Below are 21,880 nucleotides of genomic sequence, written 5' to 3'. Positions count from 1 at the left end.
TATTCTATGGTTTTCATATAAATTATTATGTTAAGGTGAGTTTTTATTTACTCAGAGAAACCTCAATATGAGAAAAGTATTACTAGCGTTAACTTTTGGCTTGTCGATTGCTTCATTTAATTCATCAGCAGCGTTTGGTTTAAGCGATTTAAAGCAAGATAAAATCTGTCATTTTGCCAATGGTGATGAAGCTAATGTTAAGTGTAAAGATGGTGATGTGGCTATGTGGACACCAAACTCATTTGGTAATGAGCAACTACCAATCTTATACATTTCATTATTCTGTGATTTTGAGGCTCCTATTACCCACACTGTCGGGGGTGTTTCTTGCATTTTTACTACCAAACGTAAGGCTCAATGGAGTGACTTTGGTATTACAGTGAAGTAATTAACAAGCGTTATAACAAAGCGTTTAAGACAGATTCCCAACGCATGGCATTTTTCCTTCCATCGTTGGGTTTTGTGTTTAAGGTGGCATGGTTAAGTTTCGTGGTGGCGTTGCTCACTACTTAACGCGGCGTTATGTTTCCGAGTTACCCACAAAATGTAGACACCCTCTATAGTTATATTTAACAGAAGTTGAGGTGTCACATGACTCGTAAAAAGCATCAACATTACACAGAAGAATTCCGCAAAGAAGCTGTTAAACGCTCAGAGAAACCGGGTGTAACACAAGCCCAAGTTGCAAATGAGCTTGGTATCAGTGCACAGCAAATATCCAACTGGAAACGGCAATTTAAACGACTCTCAGATAAACAGTTTAATACCTTGGATGGCGTAGACTACTCCAAACAAGAAAGTGAAGAGTTGCGTCGTCTTCGCAGAGAAAATAAGCGTTTAAAAGATGAAATGGAGTTTTTAAAAAAGGTCTCTGCGTACTTCGCGAAAAACCAAGAGTGAAGTACGCACTCATGATGGAATACTTGGCTCAATATAGTATCCAACTTATGTGCCGGGTACTTGGTGTTCACCGTTCAGGCTTTTATCGTTGGCGCTTACAGCCGACAAGTATACGGTCAAAGCGTCGTGACGCCATTACATCACTAGTCAAAGATACCTTTGAAGAATTCGAAGCAGCTTATGGAGCACCGAGAATAACGCAAGAATTGAATGCTTTGGGTCATCGCTGCTCAGTAAATTACATTGCCAAGATAATGAGTGAGCAAGGCATAGTTGCACGTAACGGTAAGGCATTTAACTATGGTAGCCATACGTTAACGATGCACAATGTTGCAGAAAACTTACTATGGCGAGACTTCAGCACAACGGGCCCAAACCAAAAATGGGTGACGGATATCACTTATGTGTGGGTACACAAGCGATGGCTTTATTTGGCGACAGTGATGGACTTATATTCCCGTAAGATAATAGGTTGGCGCTTAGATGTGAATATGACAGAGCAACTTATTACGCAAGCGATGAAAATGGCGACGGCGGCAAGAGGTGTAGCACCTGGGCTCATTATTCACTCAGACAGAGGTTCTCAATATAGGTCAACAAACTACGTCAATTACCTTGAAAGGTTAGGTGTAAAGCGAAGTATGAGTAGAAAAGGAAACTGCTGGGATAATGCGGTGATGGAGTCCTTCTATGCGAGGTTGAAAGTTGAATTAATCTTAGCGAAGAATTATCAGTCGATTGCGGAAGCACGTTCAGGTATATTTGGGTACATAGAGATATTTTATAACCGCAAAAGAAGACATTCAGCAAACGATGGGTTGAGTCCGGTCGAGTTTGAAGAACGAGCAGCAAAGGCTGCATAGTTAGGTGTCTATTTTTTGTGGGTAACACCAGCATACAAGGAGAATTCGGTGATAAAATTAACTTTAGCATTCATATTCCTTATTTTTTCTTTCTCAATTTCTGCAAATGACAAGTTCACGGCAGAACAATTAATTGAAAAAGCAAAGGCATTTGTATCAGCCAAAAATTCACGTCAACAACCAAATACAACCACTAAAGAAATCGACCATTATATATCTTTATTGTCAGATAACTTTATCGATGAACATGTTAAATTTAAGTTTACGTATACTGATAAAACGAAACTCCGTTCAGACATGGTTGGTAAACTAAAAGATGAAGTTATAAACAGTAATATAGAAATAAAGGAAATCATGGTAGGTGCTAATGTTGTATTTATCAAAATGACTGAAATGGGTAAAGTTAAGCCTGCACATTTAGATAAAACCATTGAATATAGTAAAATTAATATTGTTTCATTAGAATTTAACGAAGCAGGTTTAATAAAGCATATCCGTCGACACCACGGTTAATGTATGCCTAACAAACGCTTTAACCAACAGGACACAAAACAGCAGGCTTGTGCTCCTTCGTCGCAAATTTTAGCCTGCTATTTTGTGCCGTTTACGGCAAGCGTTAGGTGCACTTGGAAATACGGAGTTTAGTTTTAATTTTTGTACTTTTATCAGGTTACGCAACAAAACCAAATGGCTGCAGTTTCGATCTGAAAGCTTGGGAAAAACCACTTGAGTTACCAGCTTCGTTAAACACAGATTTTAAAGCAGACATTAAAAATTGGCATAAAGCTGATAATGGTGATTTAATCTACTGCAAAAGTTATATCGCAGAAGATATTTGTGGTGCTGAGTTTGAAATTCATTTCAAACAGCAAAACGGTACATATAAGTCCGAGGAAATAATGTGTATGCAATAGCACACCTAACAAACAGTTCAAAAGCGGACAAACTTAGGAGTATTTGTGAATAGATCAATAACCCGAGCCATATCATTGATATTTACAGTTTCATTAATGACAGTTTTAGCTTCCTGTAAAAATTATGATGCCACTAATTTTGAGTCAAATACGAAAGCTGAGATCATTGAATTTATTGATGGAAATGTTGGGCAAGTGGTTTCAATTTCTATTGTAGATTCAGAAAATACTTACCAATATCATTTAGGGGTATTAAGTAATGGGGATACTCCCAATAACCAAACAGTATACGAAATTGGCTCTTTAACCAAAACTTATACAGGCTTAGTTGCTGCTAAAGCCATTCTCGACGGAAAAGTTGAGCTTGATAATGATATCCGTCATTACCTCAAAAGTAATGAATACAAAAATTTGGAGCTGTCCAACCAATATATAACTTTACGACATCTTATGACTCATACTAGTGGGCTTCCACAGGGTTTTGCTTACAGTCGCGAAGATATTGAGCAAGGCACATATTTTGAAAAAATATCAAAATATTCCAGAGACAACTTTTTTGATGATCTCAAAAAAGTGAAACTTAACTCTATTCCTGGTGAGGAATATCAATATTCAAACTCCGGTACTGATTTAGTTGCATATATTTTGGAGTCTGTTTACCAAAAGCCTTTTGAATTGCTCGTTTCTGAAATAATTACAGCTAAGTCTGGAGAGCTGGACACGAAATTTAGAGGTACTAACTTTAAGCCGGGTGAAATTACTGTAGGAACGGATGAAAATGGTGATCAAATGCCTTTGGCCAGTGGATATTGGTTTGCTAGTGGCGGGTTAACTTCAAACGTTGAGTCAATCACTCGTTATATGCAACATCAACTATCCTCAGAACCCGAAGTGGCTACTTCTCATCAACTTCTCGATGAGAGTTGGACGGGGCATGGTACGGCATTTTATTGGTACACAAATAAGTATGATTCGAATGAACAAATGTTATACCAAAGCGGTGGCTCAATGGGCACGTCTAGTTGGCTTACCATTTACCCGAAGAAAAACATCGGTATCTTCATCGTAACAAACTTCGCAGGTAGCAATACTCAACCAGAATTAGAAGCCATTTCAGATAAGATTTTTGACCATTTAGCAGCATATAACAAAGCCTTAAAGTCGGATTCGTAACAGTTGGCTCGGTTCCGCTTCACTACACATTTTAGCCAACGATTACTCACCGCTTAAGGCGGCGAAATTGCAACGGGAAAAAGATATTAAGTTGCTATTGAATGGACGAAATTGGCTTATGCGACTATCAGATTTGATTAAGCTCTAACAATCAAGTCTAGATTACTACAAGTCAAGACTTATTCACATTACACCAAAAACAAGGTCGTAAACTTTATCTTCATATAAATTTATGCTGCCATACTGCTTTTTTAATTAAGCAGTGCAATTGCGTCTGTACATACATTGTTTTTTACACTTTTCCTCATTGATGACGCACGCCAGTAAAGCAACGTGCAACTTCTGTTGTTTTATATCCAGTTTCCAACAACCAGTGCCGAAATCGCAGCTCGCCATGATGAGGAAAATATTGAAGGCTTTCCCCATAACCCACCAACTTGGTTACGTAAGTTATAGTATTAGATAAAGGTATACCACCGCATAATGCAATTGTTCTGCTAATAAGCCACCTCTCTTCTATGACCCAGTAAGCTGGATTCAAAAGCCAAACAAAAATCGGAACGTTCCAACAAATCATTTGTGACTTTCTTGTAACACTGTGTAGAATCAAAGTGAAAATAAACTGGAGTATCACTTGTGAGCGAATTAAATACAAAGCAAACCTTCGTCACAAGCGCGAACGCCGAGAATAACAATTATCGACTTCCGCTTATTGCAATGACAACACTATTCTTCTTATGGGGATTTATCACCGTATTAAATGATGTGCTTATTCCCAGATTGAAGGGAGTTTTTGACCTTAGTTATACTGAAGCCATGCTTATTCAATTTTGTTTTTTTAGTGCCTATTTTATAATCTCGTTACCAGCGGGGCATTTGGTAAAACGGTTCGGATATAAAAATGGAGTGATGACAGGGTTAATCGTCGCATCGCTCGGGTGTATGATTTTCTACCCAGCAGTGGTGGTCCATGAATATTGGATTTTCCTGTCTGCATTATTTGTACTTGCATCAGGGATCACTATTTTGCAAGTGTCTGCAAACCCCTATGTGGCAGCTTTAGGCGATCCTAAGACAGCATCAAGTAGATTAAATCTTGCACAAGCACTTAATGCGTTAGGTACAACTGTTGGACCCATTGTTGGTGGCATTTTATTATTTGGAACTGCAGGAACATTAACAGTGGAAGCCGCTGCAAACGCAGATTCTGTGAAGATCCCTTATTTAATTTTGGCCGCAGCGTTACTAAGCATTGCCATCGTATTTGCATTCCTAAAGCTGCCAATTATTGCAGAGCACACTGAAGCCGTAGATTGTAAAGCAAAAAACCACAAACTTATCCAAGCGCCACATCTTGTCATGGGTGTATTTGCTATTTTTAGTTATGTAGGTGCTGAAGTTGCGATAGGTAGCTTTTTAGTGAATTATTTCGCACAGCCTGAAATAGCAGGGTTAAAGGAACATGCAGCAGCTAAGCTCATTGGTTATTACTGGGGCGGTGCAATGGTTGGACGTTTTATTGGTTCAGCGGTATTAAAAACAGTTGCCCCATCTAAAGCCGTAGCATTTAATGCGGTGGTCATTATTTTGTTGCTTGCACTGACAATGAGTACACAAGGCAATATCGCAATGATTGCTGTATTAGCGATTGGCCTATTTAACTCAATTATGTTCCCAACGATTTTTTCTATGGCCATCGAAGGGCTTGGCTCATTGACCAGTAAAGGTTCTGGTTGGCTGTGTCTAGCGATAGTAGGGGGCGCAATTGTGCCTTTATTACAGGGCGTTGTCGCCGATAATTTCCACATTCAAATTAGCTTTATCGTACCTTTGGTATTTTATGTCTACATCGCCTGGTATGGTCTAAATGTTATCAAGCTCTCTCAGAAATGGCAGACAAGACTAAATTAATACAGCCTAGCCTAATTTTTTAAGACCCCTTAACAATAAGGTAAAGGTGAGCAGCGCTATGCTCACCTTTTTATTTTCCCCTCCAATCATCATAGTGACTGAATACGTATTCATAGCCGCAATTCTCGGTAACCCGTAGGAACGTTCCAAAAAATCATAATCGTTTTATGAATAGGCTAGATATCTGTTCTTAAATCTAAACTTAGCGAATTTACTGCCGATAAACAAAGACAAGTCTTAGGATTTTTGATAAAAATGGTGCTATCGGAATTAACTTTCCAATACCATAATAAACAACTAATTAGCTGCGCATACGCCTAATTACTAAAAGAACAAGTTCAACAGGATCATCATGTTTAAAGCGCTAAAGTTCACCACCAAAGTAACCGTAGCAGCCTCTCTTGTACTCGTAATTGTACTTGGCTTGTTTACTATCAACAATTTTTTGGTCATGCGAGATCAAACGCAAACTCGACTCACTCTGGTTTTGCAAGAGATCTCCAGTTCTGTTTCGCAGAATATCGCTAATTGGCTCAATAACAGGCTTGAAATCGTGGTGTCCATCGCCCAAGGGCATAAAGCTGATGACTCAATAGAACAAATAAGAAGAAGATTAAAAACTGCTGATGTCGCTGGGAACTTTAAAAACGTGTTTATCGGAACACCTGATGGTACGTTTGTGTTGGACGATCCAAGCATTCAACTTCCCGCTGATTTTGATGCCACCAGCCGCCCTTGGTATAAGCTCGCGGAACAAAAACAAGACACCGCTTTTACTGCCCCGTATATTGATGTAACAACAAATGAATTTACAATTTCAGCCGTGGTACCGGTTAAATTTCAAGGCCGCTTTGCTGGAGTCGCTGGCGGTGACATTGACATGTCAACTATCACAAAAATTATCAATGAAATTGACTTTTTAGGATTCGGCTACGGCTTTCTACTTGATAAAAGCGGAAAGATACTTAGTCACCCCAATGCCGAGCTGAATGACAAGCCGATGTCCGACTTGTTCGGCCAGAATTTACCGTTGAGTAGGGAGTTTACGGAGCTTGAAATAGACGGTACAGAAAAGATAGTGTCATTTGTAAAGATGAATGGCATTAAAAACGTTGACTGGTACCTTGGTGTTGTTATCAACAAAGAAATTGCTTATTCATCAGTGTCCTCTTTTAGAAATATGGCAGCTATCTATATGCTACTTGGTGTAATTGCTATTGTTGTGATGCTGCAACTATTGCTCAAGTATCTTATGCGCCCTATGTATAACCTAAACGCTGCCATCAAAGATATCGCTCAAGGTGAAGGCGACCTTACCCGCAGGTTGGTGATAGAAAATCAAGATGAGTTTGGCGAGCTATCTGATTATTTCAACCAATTTATCGATAAGATCCATGCTTCAATCACACAAGTTAAAAATACGACTGTGACACTTGAGAATGTAGTAAATAGTCTGGTAGCACAAACACAAGACACGTTATCTATGTATACTGATCAATCTAAACGAACTGATAGTGTTGCTACAGCAATAAACCAGCTTTCTTCAAGTGCACAAGAGATCTCAAGCAGCGCCACTCACGCATCTGAACTTGCGAGTAATGCCAACAAGCTTTCCGTGGAAAGCCAGCATTCGCTTACTGAAAATATCGAAGAAATAGCCGCACTGACGCAAAAAATGTCACAAGCCCAAGAAACCTTAGATGGGTTAGACAAGCTATCAGGTAGCATAGGCCAAGTACTAGAAGTCATAAAAGGCGTAAGTGAGCAAACGAATTTACTTGCTCTTAATGCTGCTATTGAAGCTGCTAGGGCTGGAGAGGCAGGGCGTGGTTTTGCTGTAGTTGCTGATGAAGTAAGACAATTAGCGCAGCGTACCCAAGAATCAACACAAGAAATTGAAAGCACCATCGCGCAGTTACAACAGGGCTCATCATCCGCAGTTGCAGTAATGAAAGCAAGCCTCGAAGACTCCGCTCGAAGTGCCGAAAGGGCGAACGCTTCTGGTACGAAAATGCAAGAAGTAAGCAACTCGATTGATGCTATTGATGGTGTCAATCATGCGGTTGCTAGCGCGACCAATGAACAAAATACCGTGATCCAATCACTTGATAGCGATATTCATCACATAAGCGACTTAAGTATTCAAGGTAGTAACAACCTCACCGCAACACTCGACGAGTGTAAATCATTGAAAACACAGTTTGATGAATTAGAACAAATGGTGCTCAAATTTAAGGTTTAAACAAGTTTACCCTAAGATGAAAAGCCGCTTAACATAAGCGGCTTTTTTATGATGTTTTTATTACAAACATAGCTATAAACATTCCATTAACAACACAAAGAATAAAAAAATCAGAAACTTACACCTAAAGCGTCGAAATCATGACAACTGTAATAATTATGTATTAGTTGCGCAACATGGTTGTCATTTTCACTATTTAGACTGCCCGCAGTTTTTAAGTAACTAGCAATAATTATAAGGTGTATGCGATGAAGTGCGTTAACCACTTGCTTATAGCAGGTATGCTAGCGACGGCCTCTGCCGGCGCAACAGAATTAGATCAAGCCATGAATAAAAGCATGGCAATTAATGGATCCGCATTAAAGTCACAGGAAAAGATCGATAATATTGCAGATGACATGCAATCTCGACTGCAAAAATTTAAAACTCTGAACAAAGAGATTGATGGGTTATCTGTTTATAACGCTCAGTTAGAAAAACAAATAACAAACCAACTTGAAGAAATGTCAGCGATTAATACGTCGATGGATCAAGTTTCGGTGATTGAGCGCCAGATCACGCCATTAATGATGCGCATGATCACAGGCTTGCAACAGTTCGTCGAATTAGACGTACCATTCCTTCCCAAAGAGCGTGCTGAACGTATCACTCAACTTAATAACCTGATGGATCGTGCAGATATTTCATCTAGTGAAAAGTTTCGTCGCGTATTAGAAGCTTATCAAGTTGAAGTCGATTACGGCCGAACAATCGAAGCATATACCGCACTATTAGACGTGAATGGACAGGAGCGTGAGGTAGAGTTTCTGAGAATTGGTCGACTTGAGCTACTTTACGTCACTAAAGATGGTAGCCAAGCGGGTTTCTGGAACAAAGACAGCCAAGCTTTTGAAACACTTCCAGATACCAACATTAGCCAAATTAATAAAGGCATTCGCATCGCACGCAAACAATTAGCACCAGACATGCTAACGCTTCCAGTTCAAGCTGCTGAGTAATAGGTGAGGCTATCATGAAATTCCTACAACAATTCACTAAACACGCTATTTTCGCAACAACACTTGCGTTGACCGCATCTGCGCATGCTGAGCAGGCATTAGATTTGGATTCACTGCTAAAAACCTTAGAGCAGGGTCAAACGGCACAAACAGCGCAAAACAAGCAACGTGAAGCTGACTTCAAAGCACAGCAAAACAACCAGATCCAAATGTTGAACACATTAACTGCAGAGCGCAACCAAGCGCTCGCAAAATCAGAGCGTCTAGAAACTAATTTTGAAGAAAACGAGATTAAACTGGCGAATTTAAGTGACACCCTTAGTAAGCGTATGGGAACGCTAAAAGAGCTATTTGGTGTACTTCAGCAAGTTGCTGGTGATAGTTCGAACAAGTTCGCAACATCTGTGGTATCAGCGGAAATTAAAGGTCGTGATGACTACATGACTGAGCTTGCTAAAAAAATGGGTTCAACGTCGCGCCTTGCATCAATCGAAGACATAGGAAAAGTCTGGTTTGAAATGCAGCGTGAAATGACTGAACAAGGTAAAGTATCGCGCTTTAATACCGAAGTGATTGTAGCCGGTGGTGCAAAACAGAATAAAGAAGTACTTCGTGTTGGTGCGTTTAACTTAATCGCTGACGGGAAATACCTAACTTACAACAATGATACACAAACCATTTCAGAACTGACTCGTCAGCCAGCCTCTCGCTTCACCTCAACAGCGGGTGAATTACAAGATGCGAAGACCGGTTCTGTCGATTTTGCCCTTGACCCAACAGGTGGTTCAATTCTCGGTCTACTAGTACAAGCGCCAAATACGGAAGAACAAGTACACCAAGGTGGCGCGGTAGGTTACGTTATCTTAGGTGTTGGTTTGTTAGCACTTCTAATTGCGATTGAGCGTTTTATATCCCTAATGTTAATGGGCTCAAAAATCAATCGTCAACTAAAAGATAGCGTTGCCCGTGACGACAACCCGTTAGGACGCGTGATGAAAGTAAAAGAGCAATACCCAAATGTTGCTTATGACACGCTAGAGCTAAAGCTTAGCGAAGCAATCCTTCGTGAAATGCCAAAGATCACACGTAACCTGACATTAATCAAAATTATTTCCGTCGTCGCGCCGCTACTTGGTCTACTAGGTACAGTGACCGGTATGATTAACACCTTCCAAGCAATTACCCTGTTTGGTACCGGTGACCCTAAACTCATGGCTGGTGGTATTTCTCAGGCACTCGTGACCACCGTACTTGGTCTGGTTGTCGCTATCCCAACGGTATTCCTTTATACCTTATTAAACACTCGTTCTCGTAACTTGCTGCTTATTCTGCAAGAGCAAAGTGCAGGGATCATTGCTGAGCGTAGTGAGAAAGGAGCGTAATCGTGGTTGTATTGCTTGATGCAATTAACGCTTTACGTGAATTCCTTGACACGGGTGGCCAGGTTCTCCTGGTCATCGGCTTCGTAACCTTCGCTATGTGGCTACTTATTCTAGAACGTTTTATGTTTGTGTTCGGAAAGTACAGAAGCTACAAAAACGACGTCCTACAAGCTTGGAACTCTCGAGATGAGCGTAACAGTTGGAACGCAGAGCAGATAAGGCAAGCCACTATCTCTCGCGTAGGGATCAAACTCAATGCCAACTTACCTTACATTAATGTCATGGTTGCGCTTTGTCCGTTATTAGGACTTCTTGGTACGGTAACCGGCATGATTGAAGTGTTTGATGTGATGGCTATTACAGGCTCAGGGAGCGCACGCTCGATGGCATCTGGGGTATCAAAAGCGACTATACCAACAATGGCGGGCATGGTTGGCGCACTTTCAGGTGTATTTGCATCAACCTATTTACAACGTAAAGCCAAACGTGAAGTTGAATTGTTAGAAGACAAACTGCTACTAGACCATTAGTTGGCAGTGTGAGGAAAGAATTATGAGAGCACCACTTGCAAAAGTATTCCAAGAAGAAGAAGCAGAAGAAATCAACATGACACCTATGCTGGACGTTGTATTTATCATGCTTATCTTCTTCATTGTTACAGCTTCTTTCGTCAAAGAGGCGGGTATTGATGTTAACCGCCCAGAAGCGGCTACCGCAGTGAAAAAGCAAAGAGCCAATATCCTAGTTGCAATTTCAGATACTGGTGAAATTTGGATTAACAAACGCCAAGTAGATATCCGCGCAGTTCAAGCAAACATTGAGCGTCTTAAAGCGGAAAATCCGCAGGGGAGTGTAGTTATTCAAGCTGATAAAAAGGCAACTACTGACACGCTAATTAAAGTAATGGATGCATCACGCGCAGCTGGCGCATTTGATGTTTCAATTGCGGCACAGGAGTCATAGGAATATACCATGCGTTACTTAATTGCTTTAGTAATTGCGGGCATAGTTACCTTCTTTCTCTTCTTGGGTATGCAAGCGCTAATCCAAGGAGGGGAAGGCGCAATGACCGATCCTGTAAAAGGACAAGTGTTAGACTTTGTTCGCCTTAAAAAAGAAGAAACTGTCGAGAAGAAAGAGCGCAAACCACAAAAGCCGCCAACGCCAAAAGAGCCTCCACCGCCAATGGAAGCACCACAAACACAGAGTAACAATCTGGATACCAACGCAGGAAGCTTTGACTTTACTGCTAACGTCGATGCTGACGTAGATTTGGCAGGTGGTTTGGCGCTTGAGTCCAGTGATGGTGAATATCTGCCAATCGTGAAAGTTGCGCCGGTATATCCAAGACGGGCGTTATCACGCGGAATTGAGGGGTATGTGATTGTTGAGTTCATTGTAACTAAACAAGGCACTGTGAGAAACCCTGTTGTAGTAAGCGCTGAACCGGAATCAATCTTCGACCAAGCAGCGCTTGATGCGGCATTGAAATTTAAATACAAACCTCGCGTAGTTAACGGTGAACCGGTTGAAGTTGCGGGTGTTCAAAATAAGATTTCATTTCAAATTAATGGCTAACCGTCATTAAGGATTGCGATTATGAAAATGTTTAAAAAAATTACTTTATTAAGTGCATTATTTAGCACAGGGTTAATAATGCCAAGTCTCATTTCAGTCTTACCAAATGTTAATTTGGCAACGGCTTATGCAGACTCAGAAACGAAAACCAAACGAGTACCTGCATTACGCGAAAAAGTGTATAGCCAACTAGCTCGTGCGCAAAAACTCGCAGACGACGGTCAAGTAACTGAAGGCTTAGCAGCTCTTGATTCAGTCAAAGAGCGTGCATCCAGTATGAATAGTTATGAAGTTGCTATGATGCACAACTTTTATGGTTTTATTTACTACAACGAAAACCAGCTTGATAAAGCGATTGAGTCATTCCAAGCAGTCATTAAGCAAGAAGCTATTCCTGAGTCATTACGCCTTTCGACCACATTTAGTTTGGCTCAATTGGCAATGGCCAACAATGACTTCAATCTGACTCTAAGGTTTCTTGACGAGTGGAGCGCAGCAACACCTCAAGCCCCTAAAAGCAACTTTTATATTTTAAAAGCACAAGCGCAATATCAGCTAAAAATGTATAATGATGCAATTGATAATATTAACTCGGCTATTAATATAGTTGAGTCAGAAGGTGATTTACCAAAAGAGAACTGGCTAGTTTTACAACGTGCTATTTATTATTCACTTGGACAGCATAAAAACGTTGTTAAGGTGCTAGAAAAAATGGTTAACCTTTATGACAAACCTCAATATTGGATCCAATTGGGTGGAATGTATGGGGAAGTAGGTGCAGATAAAAAACAGCTGGCTACATTTGAAACTGCGAAGCAACGAGGTTTCATTAAATCAAAATCTGACTATATGCAGCTTGCACAGGTATATTTAATGAACTCACTGCCTTATAAAGCCGCTGAAATATTAGATAAAGGAATAAAAGCAAAGGTTGTTGAGGATAATGCCAAAAATCTTACCTTTATCGCCGAAGCATTCGTACAAGCTAGGGAAGATAAAAAATCGCTTCCATATTTTATTGCTGCCACTGAGAAAGTTGAACATGGCAATTTAGATCAACGGCTTGCTGAGATCTATCTAAACCTTGAAAAATATGAAGAAGCGGCTGATTACGCACGTATGGCACTAAATAAGGGCGAACTAAACTTTGAATCAAATGCTTACGTTGCACTTGGTATGGCACAATTTAATCTGCAAAATTTTGACGCATCCATATTAGCATTTGAACAAGCTGAAAAGCATAAAAAATCAGCAAATTTAGCCAAGCAATGGATTAAATATGTTAAAAGAGAAAAAGTTAATGCTGAGACATTAAAACAAGCATTATTATAACATTTTATAATCGCAACACCAAAGCCGCCTTCGGGCGGTTTTTTTTATTTATAAAGTTCCATTTTTATTTATGAAGATTTAATTACAAGCACTTGGTGTAATCTTCATGTAATAAAACACCATTAATTTAGTCACATCATTTAAAAACAGTAAAAAAATAATTTTTTAAAGTCTACTACTTGGAGTTAGCAATGGAACTAAAAAACCTCTTCAGAGTCTCTGCAATCGTCGCTGCTATGGCATTAACTGGTTGTGGTGGTGACATCGAAGTTACGCCTACGGTAAACGATAACAGCGTTAATAATTCAAATAACACCAGCAACAATGGCGGCGAAACACCTCCTCCGGTAGCAGAAAACCCATGTACAGCACGTACTGTGGGCAGTACTGAAGTTCAAGGTCAATTCCAAGCACCTCACTGTGTATACGGTACCGACTTTGCATCTAAATCGTTAGAAATAGAATCTGATATTTCATTTGCAAAACTTGAAAATGGTGGTGCACATGTATTTAAAGGTGCACTACTAATTGGTAAAGATTGTAATACCGCAACAAGCTGTACTATTTCAGAAACTGGCCCAACACTTGAAATAAAGCCGGGCGCGGTAATGGCATTCACATCAGGTGAATCTGTCGTGCGTATTGCTCGTGGTTCAAAAATTAACGCCGTTGGCACAGCAGCGGATCCTATTCGCTTTACTTCAGCCGCTGAATTTGAAGCGTTTGACTTGGCAGGAATTGGTCCACAGTTCGCTGACTGGGGTGGGATCATGGTAAATGGTTTTGGTATTACTAACGAATGTACAGATGCAGAACGCAACGCTAATTTATGTAACGCTGACTCTGAAGGTGTAACCAGCTACTACGGTGGTAACAATAATGCAGATAGTAGTGGTCAAATCAAATATGCCCACATTTGGTATGCAGGTTCAGGCCCTCGTGATGGTGGCCCTGGGGACGACTTGAACTCGCTAACGCTAAACGCTGTAGGCTCAGGTTCTAGCTTTGAATTTTTGCATATTCACCAAGGCTTTGACGATGGTATCGAATTCTTCGGTGGTGCTGCAAGCATCAAAAACATCGTCGTAACTGATACGCAAGACGACGCGATAGACGTAGACGCTGGTTGGCAGGGTAAAGGCCAGTTTATCTTAGTGAAGCACGGTACTATCGAAACTAAACGTGATGTTACTTATGCAGACGACGATGGTAATCCAGTACTTCTACCAGCTGGTACGGTAGGCTTCATGGGTAACAACGGCTTTGAAACTGACGGTGAGAAGGCATCAGGTGACGATTATAGCCAAGCACCAGCCTCAACACTAAACTTTGCAAATGTCACTGTAATTACTACAGATGGTAACTCTATTCGAGATGATGACGAGTCTCAAGGCATGAAGTTTGACGACGCTATCCGTGGCATGTATTACAACGCACTAATTGTTAAAGCAGAAGCATCGAACGGGACTGAATGTTTAGAGTTTAAAGATGGTGACGCAGCTGCAAATGCTGAAGCTGATACGCTAAATTATGACAGCTCGGTACTTGCTTGTGCAGCAAACTTTAAAAACGGCTCCGATCCACTTCCTGCAGGTGAAGGTAAGGAAGATTGGTTTGTAAATGGTGGTGTAAATCAAATTCTTAATGGTGCGCAAGATGTGTTGGCTGCTGATGGTTTCTCAACAAATTCGAGCTCAACAGCAATCACCGTTGATGCGAATAACCTAAGTGGATTAAATGACGCTTTCTTCACAACAGTCGATTACATTGGTGCAGTATCAGATACAGACACTTCATCTGAATGGTATCAATGGGCTAAGAAAGCAATTGAGGCTTCAAACGCAGACTAATTATCAGTAATGACCTTAGTTATTACAATTAAGGCGCAGTCATTGCGCCTTTTTTATGATTTTTGGCAGGATTGCATATGGATACTCAAATGAAATTTAAAAAAGTTGCTTTAGCCATAAGTGCGGCAGTTACTGTTGCAACTTCTCTACCTAGTGTGGCGGAAGAAGAACAGGCAATTGAAGAAGTTGTTGCTGTAGGTACTCGTTTGCAAGGCAGTGCTGCAGCAGTAATCGAAGAGCGTAAAAACCAAGCGTTCGTTGCAGATATTTTAGGTGCAGAACAGCTTTCTCGCACCGGCGACAGTGATGCGGCATCAGCACTTCGTCGTGTAACAGGTCTGACACTCGTTGACGGCAAATTTATTTATGTTCGTGGTCTAGGCGAGCGTTATTCTAGTGCACGATTAAATGGTGCCGCTGTACCAAGCCCGGATCTAACTAGAAACGTTATTCCGTTGGATATATTTCCCGCTAGCATTATTGAAAGCCTAGCGGTGCAAAAAGCGTATTCACCTTCAATGCCAGCTGCATTTGGTGGCGGTAACATAGATATTCGTACCAAGTCGGTTCCGTCGGAGTTCACAGCTGGAATAGAATTGGGAATTGGACAAAATATTAATTCCGATAAGGGCTACACCTTTAGTGGAACCGCTGAGGGAATACCACAAGTACTGCAAGATGCTGTAGTAAGGTATCGTGGTAACTTTGACATCGGAGAAGTCGTAGACAAAAACGGCTTTAAGGATCAAGACGGACTCACTCGCGCAGACCAAGCAATAGACATCATAAAAGGCTTTGTTACGTCTCTTCCTCGCGATATTGAAGTGAAAAATGAGTCACTTGATCCCAACTTTGATGTAAAAGCAAACATTGGTAATAGCTTCCAAGAAGATTGGTTTGGTGGCACCGTAGGCTTTATGCTAGCTGGCTCTTACGATAATGACTGGAATTATAGCGACCGCACTACCGGCGTAATTGACGATAGCCTATCCGAAAACTGTACTTCAAAACTTGAAACCGCAGAAGATACTATAAACTCTTGTTATGTCACCCTCAAAGCGTCTGAAGTGACGACTGAGACCGAGCGTATGAATGGTGTGCTTAATCTGGGTTATCGCCTCGATCAGCATAACATTTCATATTCTAAGATATATTTAGAAGATAATGAGCGTGAATCTGACCTTTCGGTTTTACAAAGCCCAAATGGTAGTACTGTAAGAACCATTGCAGGGACTGGTGCAGCGCAGCGCTCACACCAGTTTAATTACGAAGAACGCACGTTAGACATTGATCAAGTGGTTGGCCAACACACCTTCTTGGACTACTGGGGACTGGGTGTAGACTGGCAATACACCGAATCAAAAGCACAGACAGATATTCCAACAGATATCGATTTTAAATTTATCGATAACTACAACGATGATGGAAGCTATAAAAATTCTATTGTAACTGGTGATGATAACCGCGTAACATACGCGTTTACTGACATGGAAGACAATGTCAAATCGTACAGCGGAAACGTAACTTTACCATTAACCTTTGACGGTATCGAGATAACCCTTAAAGGTGGATATGACTTTATGGATCGTGCTCGTGTTTATAACACCAGCAATTTCGTTGTAAATAACAAAAGCGGGATTTCTATTCCGGTTAATTTTGACAGCTCAGAAATTAACTCGATTACTAGTTACCTAGATAGTGAGTTTATAGACAACAACACCTTCTTATTAACGTTTAACGAACCTCAAGCACCTGCTGCTGACGATTATATTGCAGCTCAAAAAATAGATGCAGGTTACGGCGAATTTGATATTTTCTTTGATAACACTTGGCGGATCAGTGGTGGTATTCGTTATGAAGACTTTAAGCAGGTGTCACTTGCGACATCAAGTTTAATCTTCGATAGAGTCACCATGGAAACCATTTACGACGAAGAGCGTATTCTGGCAGGAACAGTAAACGAAGATAATTTCTTTAATGCTTTATCACTTACTTACCTGTCGGATGGTAACTATCAGATACGTTTTGGTTATGGTGAGACTACCGTTCGTCCTGATTTACGTGAGCTTGTACCTGTTGCTTACTATGATCCATTAACTGACATCCGTACTTTTGGTGTTGCGGGTCTTAAAAGTAGTGATTTAAAGAACTATGATGCTCGTTTTGAATATTATATGGATAATGGCGACAACTTCTCTGTGGCGGCATTCTATAAAGATATTACCGCACCAATCGAGACCATCCTACGCGTCGGTGATGAAGATTACACCGCTACCTTCGTAAACGGTGAGGAAGGCGAAGTATATGGTATCGAAGCGGAGTGGCTATATGACTTATCAGGTGTCGCCAGTGGCTTTTTCACTTCAGGTAACATCACTTTAAGTGACTCAGAAGTATCCATCGATCCGGCGCGAGCAGGAAACTTGACCAACCCAACCAAACGTATGACTGGGCACTCAGAGTACGTTGTCAATATGCAGCTAAACTATGACTCTGCAGATGGCCAGCATAGTGGTTCATTGGTATACAATGTGTTTGGCGAGCGTATTTTGGCTTCAGGTATTGGTGGTCGTGATGATGCGTATGAGCAACCATTCCATTCACTAGACCTTGTTTACACTTGGTATCCCGACTTTAACTCAAAGGTTAAGTTTAAGGTGAAAAACCTATTGAACGAAGACCAAGAAGTCACTCAGTCTGATGTTGTCGTTCGACAAAAAGACGTTGGAACTTCAATTAGCTTGAGTTATAGCTACGAATTCTAGAAGAAAACTAAGCTTACCAATCTAGCCAAGGTTTTTCCTTGGCTTTTTTTGATCTTTATCAAGATTTCTAAATTTTTTCTATTCTTCATCGTTATTTCATAGACTTGATTCTGTAACTTTGTGTATAGTTGGTCTATATACTATAAATATATCCAAATACTTCAGTAAGTTACTATGCTGTTAATATAGTTGTAACAGATAATTAGTAAAATTACTTAAGCACTTTAAAAACAAAACTATAACTTATTTTGTACCGAGTTCTCATTAACGCTGATGCGTTTAATTAGGACAACCTTTACATGTTGTATCCAAACCCCGCTTTGCGGGGTTTTTTATTCTTAAATATTCACCATTTGTAGCTAGTCCAACTTAAATTCTTTTGCTATGGTAGCCATCTAGACATACGACTCACGCAATAAACCGTATAAACATTATAAAGGCATATAACATGAAAAAAGTAGGACTCGTCGGCTGGCGTGGAATGGTTGGCTCCGTGCTTATGGAGCGTATGCAGCAAGAAAATGACTTCGACAACATAGAAGCGCACTTTTTTACTACCTCTCAAGCAGGTCAACTGGGACCAGTGGTCAATGGGGCTGGCGATCCAAAGCCCCTCAAAGATGCAAGTGATATAGACGCACTCGCGCAGATGGATGTAATCATCTCCTGTCAGGGAGGGGACTATACCAAATCAGTTTACTACACATTGCGTGAGCAAGGCTGGGATGGGTATTGGATAGATGCAGCGTCAGCGCTGAGAATGGAACAAGACAGTATCATTGTACTTGATCCAGTTAACAAAGATGTTATCCAACAGGGGTTAGAACAAGGTGTTAAAACCTTTGTTGGCGGTAACTGTACAGTGTCACTTATGCTATTAGCGTTAGGTGGACTGTTTGAGCAAGATCTCATTGAATGGGTAAGCCCAATGACCTACCAAGCTGCATCCGGAGCTGGCGCGAGGAACATGCGTGAATTAATCACGCAAATGGGAGAGATACACAGTAGCGTTAAGACACAGCTTGACGACCCAAGCTCTGCCATTTTGGAAATCGATAAGATTGTTGCGGATAAAATTAAAGACGACTCATTACCAAAAGATCAATTTGGAGTACCGCTTGCTGGTAGCTTAATTCCTTGGATAGACGTTCCAATGGAGTCTGGTCAAAGTAAGGAAGAATGGAAAGCACAAGTTGAGGCAAACAAGATCCTAGGCTCATCTAAGCAACCAATTCCTATCGATGGCTTGTGCGTTCGGATAGGCGCGATGCGCTGTCACTCACAAGCACTGACGATTAAACTGCGAGAAAATCGCACCGTCGATGAAATTGAAGCTATCTTGGCTGAACATAATGAGTGGGTTAGGGTAATTCCTAACGAACGCGATATCACAGCCAAAGAACTGACACCTGTAAATGTTACCGGTACGCTAGATATTCCAATAGGAAGAATAAGAAAGCTAAGCATGGGTGAAAAATATATCAGCGCATTCACAGTAGGTGACCAATTGCTGTGGGGCGCAGCTGAGCCACTACGCAGAATGTTAAGAATAATTACCGGATAACGTTTTCGTCACTGAAAGCGCTTTGACCAGATTATTACCGCTTTGTCTTGATACTTACTCAACTTGAGTAAGTATCAAGACGCTAGTTACTGCCTGCACAACTTTTATATCGTTATCCGTCCCCACTTACTATTCTTAGTGATTATCCACAGCACAGCTTTAAACTGCATTCCTTACCTAAATCGAGCTCTGAAGCAATAATTCCTTTACGATGTTGGTCACAAAATGTCTCACCCTTGTAATGATGGTCTATAGTTACCCTGAATGAACAGTAATCTGCGCTCACAACACGGAGAAATGAAAGGGTATGTTAAACAGATTCTCAATTATGCAGCTCACCTTGATAAGCTCTGTATCTCTACTCAGTTTGCTTGTGCTTTTAGTCGGGAAAAATGTATTTAACAATTTTACTCAGTATGCCAGTGCCGAAAGAGATATTAAATATGTCACCCTTTTAGATGCTATGGAAAAGGTAGCTCATCAGCATGCCGTTGAGCGGGGCCTTAGCGCAGGTTACCTTGGTAATCCGAGCGCCCAAAATAAGAAAAAAGTTGATGAGCAACGGGTCATTGCTGACCAATCAATCGAGACACTAAAGTCGGTGAGTAACACATTACTGAAAAATGACAAGAGTGTTCACAAATGGCTTCCATATATCTTCGAAGTAGAAAAGAACAAACGGCAAATACGCTCGGAAATAGATCGTCAAAATGGGACAAATGCGTTTGACTACTACGCCAAATTGAATCAAGTAGCACTTAACACAGCTGGCCGGATCCAGTCTTATGTTTCGGATAGAACATTGTCTTCAGATTTATCCATTGCATTTTTGATTGCTCAAAGTAAAGAAAGGCTTGGGCAAATAAGAGGAAAAGTAAATGGTGTTTTAGCAAAAAAGGCGATGTCAAACACAGTTAAGGACGACATCGGCTATTTTCGTACGCAGTTAAAAATGTCATTACATCAACTTGAAACGGCACTCGAAGGAACCCAGCTAGACAATATTCAAGATTTTTTAACAGATCCAGCTGCGATTGAGTTCAACAGAATACTAGATCAACTTGAAAATCAACAACCGCTTGACTTCCAAACTTTACCTTCCAGCGCTCAGTGGTTTAGCAGTGCAACACAGAGAATTACTCAGCTAAAAAGTAAATTAGACAACATATGGGCAGAAACGATTCACGATAGCCAACAAAATAAAGCTGATATTGCGTTTGATAGCATCATAATTTTCAGCCTGTTCATTGTTGTACTCACCGTCATTGCGCTCATTAATTTGCATTTAATCCGTTCACTTCGCTCAGAACTTTCGAAGTTAACCACAATACTTAAACGTGTTGCGGAAGAGGGCGATCTCACTTTGGACATGCGATTGAACACCCGAGATGAGTTAGGTCAGATTTCAGAGTCCATTTATAACACTATTTTTGCGTTCAAAGATCTTATGGTTGGATTGGCAAAGTCCGTTGAGGTTGGCACACATCTTGGGGAAAAAATGCACACAGCGGCATCGAATGTTAACGACGACGCGAAAAAAACGCAGGAAATGGCCTCTAGCATTGCTGTAGCGATTGAAGAGATGGCGACTACTAGCCAAGAGATTGCTAAGTTAGCTCAGGAAACACTCGATGCCAGCGACCAATTAAATAGTGAGTCTGCGCAATTATTATCGGACAACCAAAAGAATTTAGAGACGATGCAAACTTTATCAAACAGCATGAATGATGTTGATGTAATGGCTGCAAGCATGGAAAAGCAAGTATCTGAAATTAATACCATTCTTGACTCTATTCGTAGTGTCGCGGAGCAAACCAATTTGCTTGCATTAAACGCCGCAATTGAAGCTGCTAGAGCTGGAGAACACGGAAGAGGATTTGCAGTGGTTGCAGATGAGGTTAGGGGGCTTGCTAACAACAGTAAGCAATCATCAGAGCAAATATCAACATTACTGATCAGCTTATCTGAAATTAGTCAAAACGTCGTAAAGTCAATTAGAGACAATACTCGCCTTACACAAAATACCATGACAGAAGTGGAAGAGACCCGACAAGTATCACTGCGAGTAAATGAGCACAGTTCTCATGTTGAAAAACTTACCATGTCCGTTGCAACAGCAGCTTCACAGCAGTCTGAAGTGGCAAATGATATTTCGCAAAATACGGCAGCCGTGCTTGAAGCTGCTAATCATGAATTAGATACCTCAAGAGCATTAAACACACTCTTTAAAGACATGAAGCTCAATAGTGATACATTACAACGAACAATGGATGTATTTAAATGTACTAGCTCAGACTTGATCTGACAGTTACCCGTTTTTCAATCGGTGGCTGTCAGTTTAGATTTGAGCTAAATTTTTCTCAGCCCAAATTGATTTTCCATCAAGCAATGTTTCAAATGGCGTTCTG

At 40.8% G+C, this 21,880-nt stretch carries 18 protein-coding genes; all 18 read left to right on the top strand.

Translation table 11 applies throughout. The annotated features are described in order from the left end of the window. Positions 1–67 precede the first annotated feature (67 nt). A complete protein-coding gene (locus F9Y84_RS19310; RefSeq protein ID WP_147389555.1) occupies positions 68–388 on the top strand; it encodes a hypothetical protein in 321 nt (106 codons plus the stop codon). A gap of 203 nt (positions 389–591) precedes the next feature. Further along, the gene (locus F9Y84_RS19305) at positions 592–900 is read left to right on the top strand and encodes a transposase (protein ID WP_208723409.1); all 309 of its coding nucleotides are present in this window, start codon (positions 592–594) and stop codon (positions 898–900) included. Positions 901–911: 11 nt separating this feature from the next. Then, positions 912–1,763, top strand: coding sequence for an IS3 family transposase (locus F9Y84_RS19300; protein WP_225740823.1), 852 nt, complete (start codon positions 912–914; stop codon positions 1,761–1,763). Between the two features lie 48 nt (positions 1,764–1,811). Further along, positions 1,812–2,276 carry a nuclear transport factor 2 family protein gene (locus tag F9Y84_RS19295; RefSeq protein ID WP_147389553.1) on the top strand — a complete coding sequence of 155 codons (465 nt, stop codon included), beginning with the start codon at positions 1,812–1,814 and terminating at the stop codon, positions 2,274–2,276. 107 nt (positions 2,277–2,383) lie between these two features. Beyond that, positions 2,384–2,677: a hypothetical protein gene (locus tag F9Y84_RS19290; RefSeq protein ID WP_147389552.1), complete on the top strand. Its 294-nt coding sequence runs from the start codon at positions 2,384–2,386 to the stop codon at positions 2,675–2,677. Positions 2,678–2,722: 45 nt separating this feature from the next. Next, on the top strand, positions 2,723–3,850 hold the full coding sequence (locus tag F9Y84_RS19285; RefSeq protein WP_147389551.1) for a serine hydrolase domain-containing protein: 1,128 nt from the start codon (positions 2,723–2,725) through the stop codon (positions 3,848–3,850). Between the two features lie 636 nt (positions 3,851–4,486). Beyond that, positions 4,487–5,761, top strand: a complete 1,275-nt coding sequence (locus F9Y84_RS19280; protein ID WP_147389550.1) for a sugar MFS transporter — start codon at positions 4,487–4,489, stop codon at positions 5,759–5,761. 352 nt (positions 5,762–6,113) lie between these two features. Further along, a complete protein-coding gene (locus F9Y84_RS19275) occupies positions 6,114–8,003 on the top strand; it encodes a methyl-accepting chemotaxis protein (protein WP_147389549.1) in 1,890 nt (629 codons plus the stop codon). Between the two features lie 248 nt (positions 8,004–8,251). Next, positions 8,252–9,001 (top strand): DUF3450 domain-containing protein, encoded by a 750-nt coding sequence (locus F9Y84_RS19270; protein WP_125252894.1) that lies wholly within the window; start codon positions 8,252–8,254, stop codon positions 8,999–9,001. 14 nt (positions 9,002–9,015) lie between these two features. Continuing rightward, complete coding sequence (locus F9Y84_RS19265; RefSeq protein WP_147389548.1) at positions 9,016–10,383, top strand: MotA/TolQ/ExbB proton channel family protein; 1,368 nt, start codon at positions 9,016–9,018, stop codon at positions 10,381–10,383. A 2-nt stretch (positions 10,384–10,385) separates the two neighbouring features. Then, positions 10,386–10,913, top strand: a complete 528-nt coding sequence (locus F9Y84_RS19260; protein WP_125252896.1) for a MotA/TolQ/ExbB proton channel family protein — start codon at positions 10,386–10,388, stop codon at positions 10,911–10,913. A 22-nt stretch (positions 10,914–10,935) separates the two neighbouring features. Continuing rightward, positions 10,936–11,346: an ExbD/TolR family protein gene (locus F9Y84_RS19255; protein ID WP_010378708.1), complete on the top strand. Its 411-nt coding sequence runs from the start codon at positions 10,936–10,938 to the stop codon at positions 11,344–11,346. A gap of 9 nt (positions 11,347–11,355) precedes the next feature. Further along, positions 11,356–11,961 (top strand): energy transducer TonB, encoded by a 606-nt coding sequence (locus tag F9Y84_RS19250; RefSeq protein WP_125252897.1) that lies wholly within the window; start codon positions 11,356–11,358, stop codon positions 11,959–11,961. Positions 11,962–11,982: 21 nt separating this feature from the next. Further along, positions 11,983–13,293 (top strand): tetratricopeptide repeat protein, encoded by a 1,311-nt coding sequence (locus F9Y84_RS19245; protein WP_147389547.1) that lies wholly within the window; start codon positions 11,983–11,985, stop codon positions 13,291–13,293. Between the two features lie 191 nt (positions 13,294–13,484). Next, positions 13,485–15,143: a hypothetical protein gene (locus F9Y84_RS19240; RefSeq protein ID WP_147389546.1), complete on the top strand. Its 1,659-nt coding sequence runs from the start codon at positions 13,485–13,487 to the stop codon at positions 15,141–15,143. A 77-nt stretch (positions 15,144–15,220) separates the two neighbouring features. After that, positions 15,221–17,908 (top strand): TonB-dependent receptor domain-containing protein, encoded by a 2,688-nt coding sequence (locus tag F9Y84_RS19235; RefSeq protein WP_147389545.1) that lies wholly within the window; start codon positions 15,221–15,223, stop codon positions 17,906–17,908. Positions 17,909–18,356: 448 nt separating this feature from the next. After that, on the top strand, positions 18,357–19,472 hold the full coding sequence (gene asd, locus F9Y84_RS19230) for an aspartate-semialdehyde dehydrogenase (RefSeq protein ID WP_147389544.1): 1,116 nt from the start codon (positions 18,357–18,359) through the stop codon (positions 19,470–19,472). A 307-nt stretch (positions 19,473–19,779) separates the two neighbouring features. Next, positions 19,780–21,777 (top strand): methyl-accepting chemotaxis protein, encoded by a 1,998-nt coding sequence (locus F9Y84_RS19225; protein ID WP_168756782.1) that lies wholly within the window; start codon positions 19,780–19,782, stop codon positions 21,775–21,777. Positions 21,778–21,880 lie beyond the last annotated feature (103 nt).

This window comes from Pseudoalteromonas peptidolytica (assembly GCF_012641745.1).
Taxonomy (GTDB): domain Bacteria; phylum Pseudomonadota; class Gammaproteobacteria; order Enterobacterales; family Alteromonadaceae; genus Pseudoalteromonas; species Pseudoalteromonas peptidolytica.
This window is presented reverse-complemented; position numbering and strand designations above follow the sequence as displayed.

Coding starts and splice junctions, on each gene's coding strand:
- F9Y84_RS19310 (WP_147389555.1), top strand. CDS start 68: ATGAGAAAAGTATTACTAGCGTTAACTTTTGGCTTGTCGATTGCTTCA.
- F9Y84_RS19305 (WP_208723409.1), top strand. CDS start 592: ATGACTCGTAAAAAGCATCAACATTACACAGAAGAATTCCGCAAAGAA.
- F9Y84_RS19300 (WP_225740823.1), top strand. CDS start 912: ATGATGGAATACTTGGCTCAATATAGTATCCAACTTATGTGCCGGGTA.
- F9Y84_RS19275 (WP_147389549.1), top strand. CDS start 6,114: ATGTTTAAAGCGCTAAAGTTCACCACCAAAGTAACCGTAGCAGCCTCT.
- F9Y84_RS19270 (WP_125252894.1), top strand. CDS start 8,252: ATGAAGTGCGTTAACCACTTGCTTATAGCAGGTATGCTAGCGACGGCC.
- F9Y84_RS19265 (WP_147389548.1), top strand. CDS start 9,016: ATGAAATTCCTACAACAATTCACTAAACACGCTATTTTCGCAACAACA.
- F9Y84_RS19255 (WP_010378708.1), top strand. CDS start 10,936: ATGAGAGCACCACTTGCAAAAGTATTCCAAGAAGAAGAAGCAGAAGAA.
- F9Y84_RS19250 (WP_125252897.1), top strand. CDS start 11,356: ATGCGTTACTTAATTGCTTTAGTAATTGCGGGCATAGTTACCTTCTTT.
- F9Y84_RS19245 (WP_147389547.1), top strand. CDS start 11,983: ATGAAAATGTTTAAAAAAATTACTTTATTAAGTGCATTATTTAGCACA.
- F9Y84_RS19240 (WP_147389546.1), top strand. CDS start 13,485: ATGGAACTAAAAAACCTCTTCAGAGTCTCTGCAATCGTCGCTGCTATG.
- F9Y84_RS19235 (WP_147389545.1), top strand. CDS start 15,221: ATGGATACTCAAATGAAATTTAAAAAAGTTGCTTTAGCCATAAGTGCG.
- asd (WP_147389544.1), top strand. CDS start 18,357: ATGAAAAAAGTAGGACTCGTCGGCTGGCGTGGAATGGTTGGCTCCGTG.
- F9Y84_RS19225 (WP_168756782.1), top strand. CDS start 19,780: ATGTTAAACAGATTCTCAATTATGCAGCTCACCTTGATAAGCTCTGTA.